We start from the raw sequence: 17535 nt of genomic DNA on the forward strand, positions 1-17535 counted from the left end.
ACCTGCGTGTTTCAATGGACGAGATATGCATCTCGGCACTGGTCTGAGCCCGAACGTGAATCATCGTTTGGAAAGAGAAAAAATAATGAAAAATAAATGTGTACCCTCGTGTTTTAAGTTAAAGCGCAGCGTCTCTGCGATCGCGCTTGGCTTAGGTTTGGGCTTGAGCGGCTTGCCAGCTGTTCATGCTGAGATCGCAGCCACCCATATCTACCATAACCATATGCCCAACTTCTGGCCGTTTTATGATGTGTCGACATATGATGCAACGGCGGTTGGTGCGCCTATCCGTTATACCTATGACGGCCAGGTGATCCTGCTCAAGCAGAATCCGCCAGCTAATTACAGCTTCTTTATTCCGGGCAGTGGTGCACCCATGCCCCATGATGATTTGGTTGCCTACTACTCGCATCATGCCAAAGTAGGTGCGTATCAGGGCTGGCCTTCAGACACGGCAAAAGCGAACAATGGCAGTCATCCTCTGAGCCAGACTCATGTCACTATGTCAGCCTCAGTGATCAACAACGTGCAGAGTTTTACTGAGCTGGGCTTGTTGGGCGATTACCATTCAGGCTGGGGCAACTACTGGCGTGAAACCCAGCAAAACACTAAAACCAGCAACGGCTATAATGCCTTGGATACGATCCATTTCACTGGTCACCACTCGATGGGGCCGTTGGTGGGTAATGATTACTTCCTAAAAGATCTGATCTATCAGAATGTAACGCTGGCGCAGGACTATTTCCTCGGTGATTCATTCAGATCATCGAAAGGCTTTTTCCCTACTGAGTTAGGCTTTTCCGAGCGTTTAATTCCAGCTTTGACTAAGTTGGGTATTGAGTGGTCGGTATTGGGTAATGTGCACTACTCACGCACCCTGCGTGACTATCCTTACCTCAATGATCCTGGGGTCGACACCATGGTGTCACCACCAAACCGCGCTGACCTGCAAAATGTCAGCAATGTCGGTGACTGGGTCTCGTTACCTATGTTTAACGAAGCACAGGTCACCCAGAATAAGTTCCCGTTTGCGTCGATCCCGCACTGGGTACAGTACGTTGATCCTGAAACTGCTGAGCAGCATAAAGTGGCCGGTATTCCAGTCGAGCAAGCCAGCTCCTGGGAAGAGGGCTATCAATGTAAGGTCACCGCTGATGCGATTAAGGCGTATGAGCTGGATGCCACCACTATCGGTCGTACGCAGTACTTCGTTATCGCTCATGACGGCGATAACTCGCAGGGCTGTGCTGGTGACTCCAACACTTGGTATAACTCTGGTCGCGTGACTTATGCTGATTCTGGCGTTACCGGTAAAGGGGTTGATGAATACCTGAAAGCCCATCCTATCCCTGAAAATGACGTGGTTCACGTACAAGATGGTTCCTGGATCGATACCCGCGATTCCTCTGCGGATCCTACGTGGTATCACTGGCATATCCCGATGGGTGTGTGGGCAGGCCAGATGGCTGACTTTAATCGTGTCAATGACACTGATTACGTCGCATCGCGCGAGCATATGGTATCGATGGAGTTTGGTTACCACTATTTAGAGCGTAATTTTGCTTTGCTGCAAGCGGCAGAGAACTATGCCAAGACGGCAGAGCAGATCTGGTTACTGGACAACCCGAACTACTGGCAGCCAACCACGGCTATGGATCACGAAGTGACCTATCCGGGTAACCAGTTGAACCCTTGGATGCTTTCATATCCGGTGAAAGGTGATGCGGATAATAACTACGCCGGTGGTGCAAACCCCGCCGAGTTGGGTTGGTACTTCCTGATCGCCGCAATTGATTCTGGTTTCGGTTACTACGATGAGAACGTGGATGATGGTGTCAAACCGACTATTTCGTTCAATCAGTCGTTGCACTTTACCCAGCCGTACGTTGAAGCCAACATCAGCAAAGATAGCATTGGCCCATCACTTTGGTGGCCGCAGCGCTATCCATACAATCCGGGCAGCGCAAACAAGAGTAAAGCGGAAGGTTGGGCATCGCTGTACGCCGACACCAAGTTTGCTATATACACCTATGCCTTTGATGTCAGTGGCATGCAGGATATCAAAGTGAAGGTGCGTACCCACACGAACAAGTGGGCAGACGCCAACGATAAGACATTTAAGCTTTACGATCCTAAAGCTCATAGCTCAGATCCTGCGGTAGATCCGTCGCGTGTGGGTGACTGGAAGTCGTTTGACATGGTGGAGCGGGATCTGACCCCAGACATCAATGGTGTTGAGTGGCAACCTGCGGGCAAAGAGATGTTTGAAGTGGTACCGGCACAGAAGATCGGTAACCTCTTCTACACCTACATCGATGAGTATCAGGAGCAGTTGCTCGATTACTATATCGAAGCCGTTGATACCAAAGGCAACGTTACTCGCAGTGAGATCCAACAGGTATACGTTGGTGCTGGTCGATTCAAGAATGAAGGCGGCAAGTTGATCGAAGACGTCAATGGTGATGTCGCTGGTGAGCGTGCTTTCTTTAGTGATGATTGGGATGGTAACAAGCGTCCTGTTGCCGTGATCAACCCAGGCAGTCAAAAAGTAGAGCGAGGTACCCAGATGGTACTGAGTGCTGCTGAGTCTACTGATGCTGATGGCACCATCGCAGGGTATGAATGGAGCACAGGTGAAACCACTGCTGAAATTACAGTCACTGTGGATGAGAAAAACACTTATTCAGTGACCGTGACGGATGATCGCGGTAAGACTGATGCCACCAGTGTCACCATGAGTATTCTTGGTGAAACGGTCAGCTCAAACTTGTACTACAAGGACACCAATAGCTGGGGCCAAGTCTGCCTGCACTACACCATCGATGGCACGACAACCTGGACCACGGCACCTGGCGTACAGATGGAAAGCTTGGGTGAAAACTGGTTCAGCTATACCGTTGAACTGGAAGATGATCTGCCGTTGGAGTTTGTCGCCAACAACTGTAGCGGAGCTTGGGACAACAATGGTGGCCAGAACTATCAAGTGACAGGCGGTGACTGGTCGTTGGCTGCGGGTGTGATTACTGCAGGCAAGCCAAACATTGATACAAACCAAGCACCAGTAGCGAGTATCTCTCCGGCGAGCAAAACGGTAGCGAAAGGCACTGTTGTTGCGTTGTCTGCTGCGGGCTCAACTGATAGTGATGGTGAGATTGTTAGCTATAGCTGGAGTACCGGTGAAACGGGCGAAGCGATCTCTGTCACCGTGAATGAGACACAGGATATCTCTGTGACAGTGACGGACGACGGCGGCAAAACCTCCACTACGTCAGTCACCTTGACCGTACCTGCTAACCAGATACCAGTGGCTGTTATTACGCCAGCCAGCCAGAGTGTAGACGCGGGCACGCTGGTGACGTTAAGCGCAGAAGGTTCCAGTGATGCGGACGGTGCTATTGCCGGCTACCTCTGGACTACAGGTGAGACCACCTCAAGTATCACCGTGACGGCAAACAGCACTATGACTGTGGGTGTCACAGTGACTGATGATGAAGGTGCCAGCGCTTCGGCCGAAGCTACTATCACTGTCAGCAGTGGTGGCTATCAATCCAACTGGAATCAGATCTACTTCCGCGGGACCGCGAATGGCTGGGCAAATTCGGCGATGACTTTGACGGCTGACAACACTTGGCAGTTAGAGGTGGAGTTCGATGGTCAAAGCGAGCAGCGTTTCAAGCTCGACGTAAACGGTGATTGGAGTCTGAACTATGGCGACAACAACAATGATGGTGTGTTAGAGCAAACGGGTAGTGATATTTATACTGACGTTGCTGGTACCTATCTGTTGACTGTTAATGACAGCACCATGGCCTACGACTTGCAGCCAATCAGTGTCTGCAGTGATTGCACGACTTACACCAGTACGTTCGCTCAGCTCTATTTCCGCGGTACGCCCAATGGTTGGACGGCCACAGAAATGACGCTGATCGCTAACAATACATGGCAATTGGAAGTGGATTTTGATGGCCAAGATCAGCAGCGCTATAAGTTTGATGTGAATGGTGACTGGTCACAAAACTACGGCGACAACAACAGTGATGGTGTACTGGATCAGGCTGGGAGTGACATCTTCACTGGTCTGTCTGGACTCTATATCGTCACAGTTAATGATCAGGACATGAGCTACTCGGTGTCCATGTACTAATTCGTTGGCATTGGTCGATGGATTAAGCAAATCAGAGGGCTGGCTCAATTGTTGAGCCAGCCCTTTTTTGTCTGCTTTGCTGTGATGAATGAGTGCTTTTTATCAATGTCGAAAAATAAGATGATAGCGATCACATTGGCGTCATTTTGCAACCGATTTTCGTTGAGTTGATAACGATGATTGGTTAATTTGTAACCATGTGAGTTAAAACTACCTCATCGGCTCTTAGACATCCTGTTTTGCAATATATCTGTACCCCAATATTAGTTTTTTGTTGATTAAAATTACAAAATAAACATAGGCTTAAAATGAACATTAAATTACTGAGAACCCCGGCAAAGCGATTGTGTGCAATCACAATCGCTGCTGGTTTGTTGGTACCGAACGCATACGCGGATTGGTTTTTTCGTGGTACGCCAAACGGCTGGGCGACAACGGCACTAACCGCTGGTAGCGGTACCGAGCTCACCCTTTGTCAGAGCTTCGGCAATGGCGACGGGAATGGTGGTCCGCGTTTCAAAATTGACCGTTATGGCGATTGGAGTGAAAACTACCCTGGTGCCGATTACAGCGTGGCGGGTAATGCGAGCTACCAGATCACTTTCTTTAGCGACAGTCATGACCTTGATGTGGTGCCGGTTGCCAGTTGTGATGAAGATCCTGACGGTTTCAAAAAGAACTTTACCAGCCTGAATTTCCGCGGCACAGCCAATGGTTGGACGGCAACCCCAATGGCGTTAGTGGCGGATAATACGTGGGAGCTGGAGGTCAATCTTGATGGTCAGCCAAACCAGCGGTTTAAGTTTGACCTCTATGGTGATTGGGCGACCAACTACGGCGACAATAATGCTGATGGTGTGTTAGAGCAGACCGGTGGTGATATCTTTAACACGGGTTCAGGTGATTATAAGATCACAGTCAACGATCTCTCGCTGGCTTACACCGTCACCCCGCTCGATATCTGTGTTGAAGATTGCTGTGAGACGGACTGTTGTGAAACTGATTGCGGTGGCGACGAGGTCGCAACATTAGGTGCGATCTATAGTGCCGATAAAACGACATTCTCTATCTGGTCTCCCGACCACAGCAATGTAGAGTTGCGATTGGATGGTCAAACCTATGCGATGGCTAAAGTTGCTGGGTTTGAGGGTTACAATGATGTTTACCAGGTCACCGTCGACGGTGATTGGCATCTGAAAACCTACTCCTTCATGATCAACGATATCGCCGTTCGCGACCCATACGGCAAGATGGTTGAGCCGAATACGCAAAATAACATCGTCATGGATATGAGCCGTACAGATCTAGCGGCGGACTGGGCTCCTACGCCAGCATTTGCCGCCCGTGAAGACGCGGTGATCTATGAAGTGCATATTCGTGATTTCACCATCCATGCCAGTGCCGGTGTGTCTGCTGAGAAGCGCGGTAAATTCTTAGGTATGGTTGAGCCTGGTACTCGCTATAACAGCGTGGCGACAGGTATTGATCACCTGAAAGAGTTGGGTGTTACCCATGTGCAGTTGCTACCTGTGTATGACTTTGGCTCTTGTCCTGATGTGGCAGATACCGATTGTTATAACTGGGGTTACGATCCACGTAACTTTAATGTGCCAGAAGAGCGCTATTCACAAACTCCTTACGATTATGAAAATCGTGCTCGTGAATTCAAGCAGATGGTCGATGGGTTCCATAAAGCTGGGATCCGGGTAGTGATGGATGTGGTATACAACCATACCTACGCCGATGAGATGTTTGAGAACATTACCGACAAGTACTACACCGACAGCGACCTCTCAGGTACGGGTAACTCTGTTGATGCTAACGTGCCAATGGTGAGCAGGATGATCCGCGACTCGTTGGAGTATTGGGTGCGCGAGTACAACATTGATGGCTTCCGCTTTGACCTGATTGGTATCTTTGATTATGACGAAGTAGGGGAGTGGGGACGCCACCTGAACGCGACTTTCCCTGACCGTAACCTGCTTATTTATGGTGAACCATGGAACGGCTATGCCAGCGATCCTAGAGAAGCTGAGCGCGTACGTTTAGGCACTATTGGTCGAATTGCCGATGCCCGCGTTGGTGTGTTCAACCCTAAATTCCGTGAAGCGATTAAAGGCCTGAATGATCAAGCTGGATGTAATGCCGGTGATTGTTTTGCTTTCAACAACAACCCTGATGTTTGGCGCATAGAAGTGGGCTCTCGTGGCGCTATCCGTTACTCCAACAGCAATCCTAATGAGGCTATCGATACTTGGGATCCGATGTTTGCGATGGATCCGGAGCAGACCATCAACTATGTGTCTGCCCATGATAATCTGGCACTAAGGGATAAGATCCTACAGTGGGCTGACCTTAATGGTGTGTCCCGCAGTTCGACTTACCTGCGCCGTATTCAGATGTTTGCCAATGGTATCGTATTGACCAGTCAGGGCGTGCCTTTCCTGCATGGTGGTGTCGAGATCATGCGTGACAAACAGGAAGATCATAACAGCTACCGTTCACCAGATAGCATCAACCAGTACTACTGGAACTGGAAGCAGGATAACGCTGATGTATTCGCCTATTACCAGGATGTGATCGCCATGCGCAATGCACACCCAGGATTTAGGCTGACCAGTTGGGATGCGATTAACAATGATGTGATCAGCGAGCGCCCACGATACGGTGTGTTGGTAAACCGCATTGCTGCTGAGTATCACGGTGATAGCTGGAAGCAGATCATCGTCATCTACAACAGTTCTGATAATTTCACTTACCAGCTGCCATCGGGTACTTGGAAAGTGGCAATGGAGAAATCTGATCCAGCGGCGGGTAATGGACGTCAGGTCAGTGGCTCTATTGTGGCTGAAGGTACGGCTGTAACTGTGCTGTATCAAGACTAATTCAGTGGTTGTTGAAGACTAAAAAGGGTGCCATCTGGCACCCTTTTTTATGCTTATTAATCTCTTCGGCTAGTCAGAGAAGGATGCTTTGACTTCGAGTACCTTTGGTAATTCAGCAACAAACAGTTTTACCAAGCGAGGGTCAAAATGCTCGCCCGCCTCTTTTTCTAACAGTGCAATGGCGTCCTCCACTGACCAGCCCTTTTTATAAGGGCGCTCTGAGGTCAGGGCATCGAAGACATCAGCAATGGCGACAATACGCCCTTCCAGGGGGATATCTTCACCAGCAAGACCGTTGGGATAACCTTTGCCATTCCATTTTTCGTGGTGGGTTAGTGCCACCAGTTTTGCCAGTTTCAGTAGTTCCGATTCGTCGTCGCCAAGGATCTCGCCACCGATAACGGCGTGGCTTTGCATAACCTCCCACTCCTCTGCATCCAGTTTGCCTGGTTTTTGTAGAACGCGATCGGGAATACCGATTTTGCCTATATCGTGCATGGGAGCGGCGGCTTTAAGTAGATCGGCATCGGCTTCATTCATGCCGACGGCGACCGCTAGTATCCGTGAATAATGGCTCATCCGAACAACGTGCATCCCCGTTTCATTATCTTTATATTCAGCGGCACGGCCGAGGCGCTCAATCACTTTTTGCCGGGTTTCAGCGATGGTTGCGGTCTGTTCCTTTACCTTTCTATCGAGTTCTCGGTTTTGGTTAAAGAGCGCCAGTTGGGTCTTTACCCGAGCTTTAACAATGGGTGGGCTAATGGGCTTGGTAATGTAGTCCACAGCTCCCAGCTCCAAGCCGCGTAGCTCATCTTCCGGACTGATTTTGGCGGTAACAAAGATCACCGGTATATGTTTGGTTACGGGGTCTTCTTTTAGTCGGCGACACACCTCGTAGCCATCAATGCCAGGCATCATGATGTCTAGTAGGATCAGTTCAGGAGGGGGTGACAAATGAGCGATCTTCAGCGCAATCTCGCCATTTTTAGCTGCTTTGACGTTGTAATCATCTCTTAGCAACCCAGCCAGAACGTCAATGTTCTCTGGCGTGTCATCGACCACCAGGATCGTTGCTTTATCGTTCGTCACGTCCTTCACCTCACTCTCTTAGTCGCCGTCAGTTACGGCGAAATGATCACTTGTTTCATCTGCTCTACGACTGCCTGAGCGGTTTCAAATTCATATTCATCGATAGCATTGCTGAGCTTGTTGATCAGTGGTTGTAGCGTGTTGCCTTGTAATACCGTCTTGTTTTCAGCGAGATAATCACCGGCATCGGCATCATAATTACTCACCAACTCAGCCAATCGGTTGAGGATCTTCTCAGCGAGCTCTTTGTCGATAGGAGCGGCCTCTGCCGATCCGGTAGTTTGTTCAGCACTATCACTATTTAATGCTCTTAGTGCCGCTATCAGCGGTTCAAGCTGAGATTCAACCTCTTGGGCTAACTCTTCGGCCACATCACCAGCCAGTGCTGCAGCTTCCAGCAATGTCGCCTGCTCGGCGAGTTGTGAGGCGCCAATGCTGCCGGCCAAACCTTTTAGCGTGTGTGCTTCCCTTACTGCAGCTTCTTGATTATTTTGCTGCCAAGCATCGCGGTAGCGAGTTGGCATCTCCGCCTGACTCGTGGCGAACCTTGAGAGTAATCTGAGATAGAGCGAATGGTTTCCCTGAGTATGGGCTAACCCCTCTTGGATGTTCACGCCAGCGATCTCCGGTATGGGCATAGCTTCTGCGTCAGCACCAGCTGTCTCAGTAGTTTCCGGTTGCCGTTGGATCGGTGTCGCCGGTGTGATCCAGCGTGCCATCGTGGTGAACATCTCTTGTACATCAATCGGTTTTGGAATGTGGTCGTTCATACCCGCTTTGATTGCTTTCTCACGGTCTCCCGCCATGGCGTTAGCGGTTAAGGCGAGAATAGGTAAGCTCTTCCATTCCGGATTCTGGCGGATCAGAGTGGTGGTGGTGTAGCCGTCCATCACCGGCATCTGGCAATCCATCAGGATCCCATCAAAGCTGGTCTCATTGAGCAGTTCTAATGCATGTTCACCGTGATTTGCCAAGGATACCTTGATCTGTTGTTGTGTCAGTAGCTCCTCAATCAGCTCCTGGTTGACTTCGTTGTCTTCGACGACCAAAACGTTCGCGCCTCGCAATCTGTCTATCGCGTCCAGCGAGAGCCCTTGCCGCTGCTGGTGGCGGCTAATGTCGGCGACCTGATGCCCCATTGCCAGCATGAGCGCATCAAGCAGTGATGAGGGGGTCAGGGGTTTGGTGAGTAGGCCGTGAAACTCTATACCGTGGGCGGCGGCAGATAACTCTTCGCGGCCATAAGCGGTGATCATAATAATTTTTGGCTGCGGCTCGATGAGTGTGGAATTTTGTATTCTTCGCACTGTTTCTACACCATCGATGGCAGGCATGCGCCAGTCCATCAAGACCAACTGATAACTCTGTTGCTGGAGGGCTTCAATGGCCAGCTGACCACTGTTTACAGCATCTACTTGGCAACCAAAGCGGGATAGCTGGCTGCAAAGGATCTCTCTGGCTGAAGCATTGTCGTCAACCACCAGGATATTGAGCTTGGCCACGGCATCTTCGCCAGCTCGTGTGGGGGCGAGCTCCACCTGTTGTCTTTGAAATGTCAGGGTAAAGCTAAATGTACTGCCAACGTCTGGCTTGCTTTGTAAGCTGATCTCGCCGCCCATCAACTCTGTTAATTTGCGGCAGATGGCCAGCCCCAGTCCTGTGCCACCGTACTTCCGATTGGTGGAGCTGTCGGCCTGGGTAAAGGGCTGAAACAGCTTGGCTTGCTGTGCGTCCGTCATCCCTATGCCAGTGTCTCTGATGGCGAAAGAGAGGGTGGTTGAGTCATCGCTGAGCTTACTGCTATTCACTGAGATCACTATCTCGCCAGACTCGGTGAACTTCACTGCGTTGTTACCCAGGTTTGTTAGGATCTGCCCTAAACGCAAGGGGTCACCTATCAGTGCGGTGGGCAGATCAGGCTCAATATCGAACAGTAATTCCAGCTCTTTTTCTTCAGCTTTAAGCCCAACAAGATTGGCTAAACCATCTAGCACGTCTTCGAGACGAAACGGGATCAATTCAATATCCAGCTTGCCAGCTTCGATTTTCGAGAAGTCTAAGATGTCATTGATGATGCCCAACAGTGCTTCTGAAGAGCGATGCACTTTTTCAATATAGTTTCTTTGTTTATGACTGAGCTCTGTTTGCAGGGCCAAATGCGACATGCCGATGATCGCGTTCATTGGGGTGCGGATTTCGTGGCTCATATTGGCGAGAAAGTCACTTTTCGCCTGATTAGCCTCTTCTGCCCGTTGTCGTTCTAAGTCTGCTATCTCTTTTGCCTTGGAGGTCTCCGCTTGTAGCTCTTTTTGCTTTTGAATATTCAGAAATACACCGCTGAATCGTACTGGGTAGCCTCGACTATCTTTGCGTGAGACCTGACCAACGTTTAAAAACCAGCGGTATTGACCATCTTTCTGCTTTAGTCTGATCTCGCTCTGATAAGGGGCGCTGGGATCTCTTTTCAGTTCAGCTAAATGTTCATCGTTAATGCTTCTGTCATCAGGGTGGGTCACCTGCTGTAGGCCTTGATGTCCCCCTTTGATACTTGACCATTTCTCGTTGGAGACCAGGAGCTCTTTGGCTGAGTAGCCCAGCATATGAGCGAAATGTTGATTGACCATGACGATATTTTGGGTGGGATAGTAATCCCAGACCCCAAGACCGGCACCTGATGAAGCGGCATCAAGTCGGTCTTCGCTCTCTTTCAGTTTGTCCTCTGCTTGTTTGCGCTTAGTGATATCTCTGACAATACCGGTGAAGCTGAGCTGGCCATTCCGAGTTGATTTGCCAACCATCAGGCTCATCGGAAACTCTTCATCAGCTTTAGTTTTGCCTGTCACTTCACGTTCATTGTTGACGACGCTAGAGGGCTTTCCAGGATAGTAATTAGCTAAAATATTATCGTGCTGAATTGCGATGTCTGCGGGCATCAGCATGGAAACATTTTGTCCTTCCACCTCTGAGGCGGCATAGCCAAACATACGTTCGGCGGCAGGGCTGAATGTTTCGACTATTCCTTGTTGGTTAATAACGATGATACCGTCAGGGACGGTCTCCAGAATATTGCGTATTCGCGCATCGCTCTCTTGCTGCTTTAGTTGCAGCTGTTGTTGCTCGGTAATGTCGAACATGGTGCCATCGAACAGGGTTGCTATACCCTGTTCGTCAAAATTGAATGACGCACTGATGCTGACAATCCTCATGTCATTGGCATCACCACGTCGGTGCAGTCTTATTGTTACATCGGTCGGCTTGCGCTCTTTTTGGGATATGAATAACGCTTGTGGAATGATGTGTTGATCTTCCGTGATTATGAGCTCCGACAGCTTCCGCTTTGGTTGGCTGCCAAGGTAGTCTTCTGCTGGAAAACCGGTGATATCTTGCCAGCGTGGACTGATATAGACAGCATTGGCATTTGCCAGATTATTGTTGTGTATTTCATAGCGGAAGATGGCGCCTTGCAGGTTCTCTGTCAGGGTTCGGAACTGGTATTCGCTGGCTGAAAGTTGCTGTAAGACTTGTTCTCGGGCTGAGAGATCTAACGCAGAGAGGTTCAATTCGTCTCTGTTTTCGGTCGGTTTTACCGACAGCGAGACAGTCACCTTGGTGTTGTCGTGCCGCAGTAGTATGACATCTTTATCTTTTATCTCGTCGCCTGCAGCGAGGTGATCAAAGGCGGTATCCGTTGCCTCGACTTGTGTTGGGGGTAACAAGTTGTTCCAAGTCAGACGCTCAAATTCATGACGGTCATAACCGAGCAGTTCGGCAAAGGCCGCGTTGTGCTTAATAAAACCACCATCGCTGTTGAGGCTGGCATAGGCGACAGGGGAGTATTCATACAACGTCCACAGCATATTTTCGCGGTCTTTGAGATCGGAGGTTCGTTCAGCTACGTTGTGTTCGAGTTGGGCATTGGCTTGCTGCAGCTTTAGGGTGACCTCGCGACCTATCCAAAAGATGAGTAATGCCATCATCAGACATAGCAATAGAATACAGACAATGATGACGGAGATAATGTTTCTCAGCTCTAGATAGCCTTCTAATACCTCATTACGATCGATCTCAGTGACGACTCCGAAGCCCAATTCGTCGACCCAGCGCCATGCGCCCAGCACCTGGATCCCGCGATAATCCATATAGCCTTCGCTATGGCTACCGGTACTCTGCGCAGCGATCTGCGCTGCGCTGAAGGATAGCGGAAGAGAGTCTCGTTCTGATGGTTGTAGGGGAGCATCGTGGAGATCTCGGCCAGGATTGTTTAGGGTAACGTTGAGCACCGAACTGGTATCTTCTGCCAACAGCCCCATGGCCTGGAGTGAGGGTTCAAATCGGCTAGGGGAAAGCATACGTCCATCATCACTGACAAAGTAGGATTCCCCCGAACTGCCGAATTGGCCGCTGACCGTGAGAGAACGAAACTCACCGATAGGGTCGATACGCAAGGTCAACACTGCGATGACTTCGCCACTATCATCTCTTATCGGTGAGGCAATAAACATGGTCGCAACATTATGGCTTAGCTCCCCGCTCTTCGTAGGCAAGGCCACGTCAGTCTGCATCGGGGGAATAAGCACAGTCTCGCCGTTGAAAGCGCGGGCAAGTAAATAGCTGTGATAATGGTCGATGATATTAATCTGACCCAGATTATCGTCCCGCATCGAGCCGATGTTTATTCGGTTTGGACTGATAATGAAGAAGCCCATATCACCATAACTATCGCGAACACGCTGGAACATATCCCGTAGGGTCTGCAGCGGTGCACTTTGTTTTAGTGCTATCGCGTTAGGCGGTACTTTCAGTAAATCAGCTGTCAGCTGTTTAAAGCGAGGAAAGCCGGTCACGGATGTCGCCCGGAATTTCCAACCATCCAACCAGCTGACCAGGGCAGCTTCCATGGTGTCAGTCACGGCCGCCAGTGTATCCACCGCCTGATTTTGCATCCGCTGTTTAGATGTCGCTAAGCCGGCTTGGGTGATCAGCAGAATCAGGGCGAGTAGTAACAAAATGGCAGTACTGGCGAGCAGTTTGGAGCGTTGGCCACTGCGATGTGTAGTCACAGCGCGTACCGTTGAACGATATAGCAGTGCAGCATTAACCAGCAGTGCTAGCAACAGCAAGATACCGAGGCCGAAGATCACCTCAACTGGCATGAGAGATAGCTCCCGACATGGTCATTATCGTGAAGCAGCCTGTGGCAGCGCGATCATGATGCTGGTGTTGTCATTGATCTCATCGCTGGAGCTTTCCACTCGGCCACTTTGCGCCTCGGTGAGTAGTTTGGCGGTGTAATTACCGATAGCGTGTTGATGTTTGGCATTTTTTTGCCACAGCGTTGCTTGTTGCTGAGCAGTCAAAACACCGGAGAAATTGATGATCACCTCGAGTTGCTGCCGTGCTCTGAGTGTCAAAGATACCTGAGTTTTATCTGGTGCCGATTCACAGGCAAAGCGGATCAAATTATAAAAAATTGAGTAACACCAAAGCGGATCGGCATTGGCTTTTAATGACAAGTCCTCTTCATCATGGTTGAGAAACAGCATGAGACGTTTTGAGGCGTAGCTGTTTTTTGCCTGCTCAAACAGCTTCTCCAACAAGGGTAAGAGTTGAAAGGGTTTGGGTTTTAGTGTGAATTGACCCGATTCAACTTTGTAAAGTTCGGATGAGAGATTCACCATATTCAAGATATGCAGTGCCATCTCATCGATCTGCATCGCTTTCTCTTTGATGTCAGGGCCAATGCCTCGCTGGGTACCGATCTGTTCGGCGAGTTTGATGATGTCATCTAATGGCGACGTGAGATCGTTCTTCAGGATCCGTTCCACTTCATCTTGTAACTCACGATTTTCGAGCATGGTGTCATAGTCATCCTGCAACTGCTTATGATGCATGACGTAACTCATTAAGTTACGTACCCGTAGCTTTAAAAGCTGTGGCTCAATCGGTTTTTTAACGTAATCAACAGCGCCTAGGTCGAACCCTTTCAGTTGATGCTCTATGTCGTGGAGGGCGGTGATTAAAATGACAGGAATATTTTCTGACTGCGGATGTTGCCGCATGGCGCGCAAAACGTCATAGCCACTTATTTTCGGCATCATAATATCGAGCAGTACGAGGTCGGGGGGCGTATCTGATTGGGTGATTTCGATCGCTTTGGCGCCATCTTTGACCAATAAAAGACGATAGGTGTCTTTTAGTAATCCGGAGATCAACATTAAATTATCTGGGGTGTCATCGACCACTAAAATGGTTGGTTGGGCGTTACTTTGTTTGACGTCTGCTGAGCTACCGGCGGCTTTCTGTTCTGAGGCTGAGCGTCGTATTTTAGCGGCTTTTGGCTTATCGGTGAGCGCTTTGATTACACGGTTTCTTAAGTCTCCAGTGGTAAAGGGTTTTACCAGTAGGTCGGTCACTCCCATCTGAATCGCTTGCTGTACATGCTCGCGTTCCGCATCGGCAGTGATCAAAATAAAGGGAATATTCGCGGTTGAAGGGTTTTCTTTTACCTGCTCTAGTAGCTCAAAGCCACTCATTTGCGGCATGTTCCAGTCGCTAAGAATGATGTTTACTCGGCGTTTGGTTAGTTGTAACAGGGCATCTGCGCCGTTTTTGGCGTGGATCACCTCTTTTACCCCTAGTTTGCGTAATTGTTCGCTGGTGATTTTGCGCATCGCTTCCATATTATCGACCACCATGGCGATAATGGTTTGATTATCGAGATGCATTGGCATCAGCATGAATACTCTCCCGCGAAACGTGGTTCAACCTGATTATTCAATATCAAAGAAGATTATTGATTAGTGTAGGGAAAGTATTGTTGATCAAGGCATTTTTTCAAGCTTGATCGAGGGAGATGTGAGCTGAGTTTGCAGATTAAGTGGTGATAAATAACGGGGAATGAAGGATACGCGCGTTAGCGCATATCCACGACCAAGCCTTCAATAAATACCACGCGTTGCGGGCGGTAATCCTGAAATACCCATTCTACAACTTCTGAGCCTTCACCATTGACGTGGCTGTACTCACGGAAGTCGAGACCGCGACTCACTTTCCGCACCTGCGCCATCGTCATGCAACGACGAACTGTCCAAGCACGGATACCGTCTTTGATTGCGGAGCGGGTTTGATAGTCCATTTGGCATTGATGGCCTTTGGTGGTGTGGACTACTTGCCCATCAGACTCTGCAGGCTCATCTAGCCCACCCCAAATTTCTGCCTTGGGTTTGCTACCTGGTGATGCCAGTACATTGACTTCACTGCCTGGTGCGTCGGCACAGGGCGTGTCTTGAAATGAACCATCTTGGCACTGATATATCTTTGCTTGTGCCAGTGGCGAGAAAGCTAGGCAAAGCATTACTAACAACCGAAGCATGTCGACTTCCTGAATCTGATGAATCAATACAAACTGATAATTACACGTATGATGCACGTGGTTCGGCTAAAAATACCATAATTCAGCTCAAATTTGAGCCAGTTTGTGAAGAAGTTGTAACAAAATGCGGCAATCATCACGGCATTTAAGTGAGCTCTTTATTAGTGATATTGCGTTTGGCGTGCAAACCCAGCACTAATCATTGGCTTAAGAAGTGCTCGCTCAAGTAGTGGGCGACGGCTTCATCGACATGACTGCCTATCACCGGGAGGCCTGGTAGCCTGCGTTTTAATTCGTCTGAGCCGTTGGCCATAATGGCGCCATGACCTGCAACTTCAAGGAGTTGTTGATCGTTGAGGCCATCGCCAAAGGCAACGACTTGATCGCTTGTCAGGCCTTTGGCATCCATTACCACTTTCAGTGCTTCTCCTTTGGAAACGCCCCCAGCCATGACTTCCAGGCAGATAGGTAAACTGAACGCAATACTGAGGGCGTCACCATGGGTGGCTTTTAGACGGCTTTCCAGTGCGAGCAGCTCTTCGTGTTCACCTAACCAAAATAACTTGGCGACATTGGATGTCGGCAGCTTTTCGTGGGCCACAATCTGATATTTAAAGCCGGAATCCTTATGAAATTCTAATATTTCCGGGTGCGGGCGCGTCACCCACCAGTTGTCATCTTGATAGATATTGATCTTAATATTGTCTGAAAATTGCTCTTGTAGCAGAGATTCAACCAGTGGTGCGGGAATGTCATGGCGAAAGATGCACTGTCCCTCACGATTGTGGACGCGAGAGCCGTTGCTGGTGATGAGAAAAATCTCCATGTTGAGCTTTTGCCGGATCATTTCGACATCCGCCCAGTGACGACCGGAGGCAAGGATCAATTTCATCCCTTTTTCCTGAGTCAATGCATTCAATACGCGTTGGGTGTAGTCGCCAACGGTGTGATGGTCGTTTAGTAAGGTACCGTCAAGATCTGAAACGATCGCTTTTATCATCATGGTACTCCGCAACAACATGGATTAGTTAAGTTTAGTGTTGAAGCCCCGCTTTGGCGCTATTTTGGGCAAAAAATGAGAGTATGGCTTGCATCGTTGGCTGACGAAATTGGTCCGCTTCGATCAGTAGCTCGTGCTTAGCCCCATCGATACAGTGGTGTCGACACTCTTGCGCTGCGGCGGTAAAGGCTACGATACCTCGCCGGTCGACTATCTCATCATCACCTGCTTCCAGAATAAGGATGGGCAGGCGTATTTTGTGTGCATGCTGCAGCACGCCTTCGCAGGCCTGAACGGCTTCTTCGACCCATTGTGGCGTTGGACTGCCTAACTGTAATTCAGGACGAGATTGGTAGAGAGCGCGAAATAGTTGGTAGCGGGCGCTACTGTGACTGAGCAGATTGTTGTTAAAGGGCTTGTCTTTGTAATTGGAGCCAAACAGAAAATAACCGGGTTCACCACCAAATAGGTGGCAGCATAATCGGCTGCAGAAGGCCCAGCTGTTTACTAATTGCTTGGCCAAGAACTCAGGTATTTTGCCACTGTGGATCTGAAACATTGGCGAACAAAATGCAACGCTACAGATATGAGGCGCATGGGCGATCAGGTAGTGAGCGGCGACACAACAGCCCATTGAGTGGCACAGTAAGTGAGTCTGCTGGTATTGCCTTGGCCATAACTCATGTTGGCAGAGCTGGTGGAGATCGTCACTGTAATAGTGAAATGCTTCGACGTAACCTTTGTGTGGGTTTTGCGTCATCCGCTGCGAAGCACCTTGGCCACGGTGGTCATAGGTAAAAACGGCATAGCCAGCGGTGACCAGTTCAGCGATGGTTTCCCAATATTTGTAATGGCTTTCTATTCGCCCGTTGACCACCAGTACGACCTCGGTGGCGCCTTCGGGGTGGTAACAGGCCCAATCTAATGCAATCTCATTGATCCCAGCGAAGCGTCCGCGACAGACAATCTGCTCCAATTCCGCTTGGATCGACTCCGCTTGCGCTGCGTTCAGTTGAGATTCAGATAGCATTAGCCATTCCGG

General features: G+C 49.5%; 8 protein-coding genes. 2 read left to right on the forward strand and 6 right to left on the reverse strand.

What is annotated here, in order from left to right:
* The first annotated feature begins 85 nt into the window (after window positions 1-85).
* Window positions 86-4144, forward strand: a complete 4059-nt coding sequence (locus DU002_RS06350) for a carbohydrate binding domain-containing protein (RefSeq protein WP_199405180.1) — start codon at window positions 86-88, stop codon at window positions 4142-4144.
* Between the two features lie 308 nt (window positions 4145-4452).
* The gene (locus DU002_RS06355) at window positions 4453-7029 is read left to right on the forward strand and encodes an alpha-amylase family glycosyl hydrolase (RefSeq protein WP_114337537.1); all 2577 of its coding nucleotides are present in this window, start codon (window positions 4453-4455) and stop codon (window positions 7027-7029) included.
* Between the two features lie 69 nt (window positions 7030-7098).
* Here DU002_RS06355 and DU002_RS06360 read toward each other — a convergent pair whose 3' ends face one another.
* The 6 genes from DU002_RS06360 to DU002_RS06385 all read right to left on the reverse strand — a co-directional run bounded on the left by DU002_RS06360 (window position 7099) and on the right by DU002_RS06385 (window position 17523).
* On the reverse strand, window positions 7099-8130 hold the full coding sequence (locus DU002_RS06360; RefSeq protein WP_114337538.1) for a response regulator: 1032 nt from the start codon (window positions 8128-8130) through the stop codon (window positions 7099-7101).
* Between the two features lie 23 nt (window positions 8131-8153).
* Window positions 8154-13274 carry a PAS domain S-box protein gene (locus DU002_RS06365; RefSeq protein ID WP_114337539.1) on the reverse strand — a complete coding sequence of 1707 codons (5121 nt, stop codon included), beginning with the start codon at window positions 13272-13274 and terminating at the stop codon, window positions 8154-8156.
* Between the two features lie 24 nt (window positions 13275-13298).
* The gene (locus DU002_RS06370) at window positions 13299-14858 is read right to left on the reverse strand and encodes a response regulator (RefSeq protein WP_114337540.1); all 1560 of its coding nucleotides are present in this window, start codon (window positions 14856-14858) and stop codon (window positions 13299-13301) included.
* Between the two features lie 176 nt (window positions 14859-15034).
* Entirely contained in the window at window positions 15035-15493 is a 459-nt protein-coding gene (locus tag DU002_RS06375; RefSeq protein ID WP_114337541.1) for a DUF4124 domain-containing protein, read from the reverse strand.
* A gap of 199 nt (window positions 15494-15692) precedes the next feature.
* Complete coding sequence (locus tag DU002_RS06380; protein WP_158537985.1) at window positions 15693-16496, reverse strand: Cof-type HAD-IIB family hydrolase; 804 nt, start codon at window positions 16494-16496, stop codon at window positions 15693-15695.
* A gap of 31 nt (window positions 16497-16527) precedes the next feature.
* Window positions 16528-17523, reverse strand: coding sequence for an alpha/beta fold hydrolase (locus DU002_RS06385; protein WP_114337543.1), 996 nt, complete (start codon window positions 17521-17523; stop codon window positions 16528-16530).
* Between the last annotated feature and the right edge of the window lie 12 nt (window positions 17524-17535).

The sequence above is a fragment of the Corallincola holothuriorum genome, from assembly GCF_003336225.1.
Classification (GTDB): domain Bacteria; phylum Pseudomonadota; class Gammaproteobacteria; order Enterobacterales; family Neiellaceae; genus Corallincola; species Corallincola holothuriorum.

Bases quoted from the DNA above. Each gene is read 5' to 3' on its own strand.
- DU002_RS06350 (WP_199405180.1), top strand. From the start codon at position 86: ATGAAAAATAAATGTGTACCCTCGTGTTTTAAGTTAAAGCGCAGCGTC.
- DU002_RS06355 (WP_114337537.1), top strand. From the start codon at position 4,453: ATGAACATTAAATTACTGAGAACCCCGGCAAAGCGATTGTGTGCAATC.
- DU002_RS06365 (WP_114337539.1), bottom strand. From the start codon at position 13,274: ATGCCAGTTGAGGTGATCTTCGGCCTCGGTATCTTGCTGTTGCTAGCA.
- DU002_RS06370 (WP_114337540.1), bottom strand. From the start codon at position 14,858: ATGCTGATGCCAATGCATCTCGATAATCAAACCATTATCGCCATGGTG.
- DU002_RS06375 (WP_114337541.1), bottom strand. From the start codon at position 15,493: ATGCTTCGGTTGTTAGTAATGCTTTGCCTAGCTTTCTCGCCACTGGCA.
- DU002_RS06380 (WP_158537985.1), bottom strand. From the start codon at position 16,496: ATGATGATAAAAGCGATCGTTTCAGATCTTGACGGTACCTTACTAAAC.
- DU002_RS06385 (WP_114337543.1), bottom strand. From the start codon at position 17,523: ATGCTATCTGAATCTCAACTGAACGCAGCGCAAGCGGAGTCGATCCAA.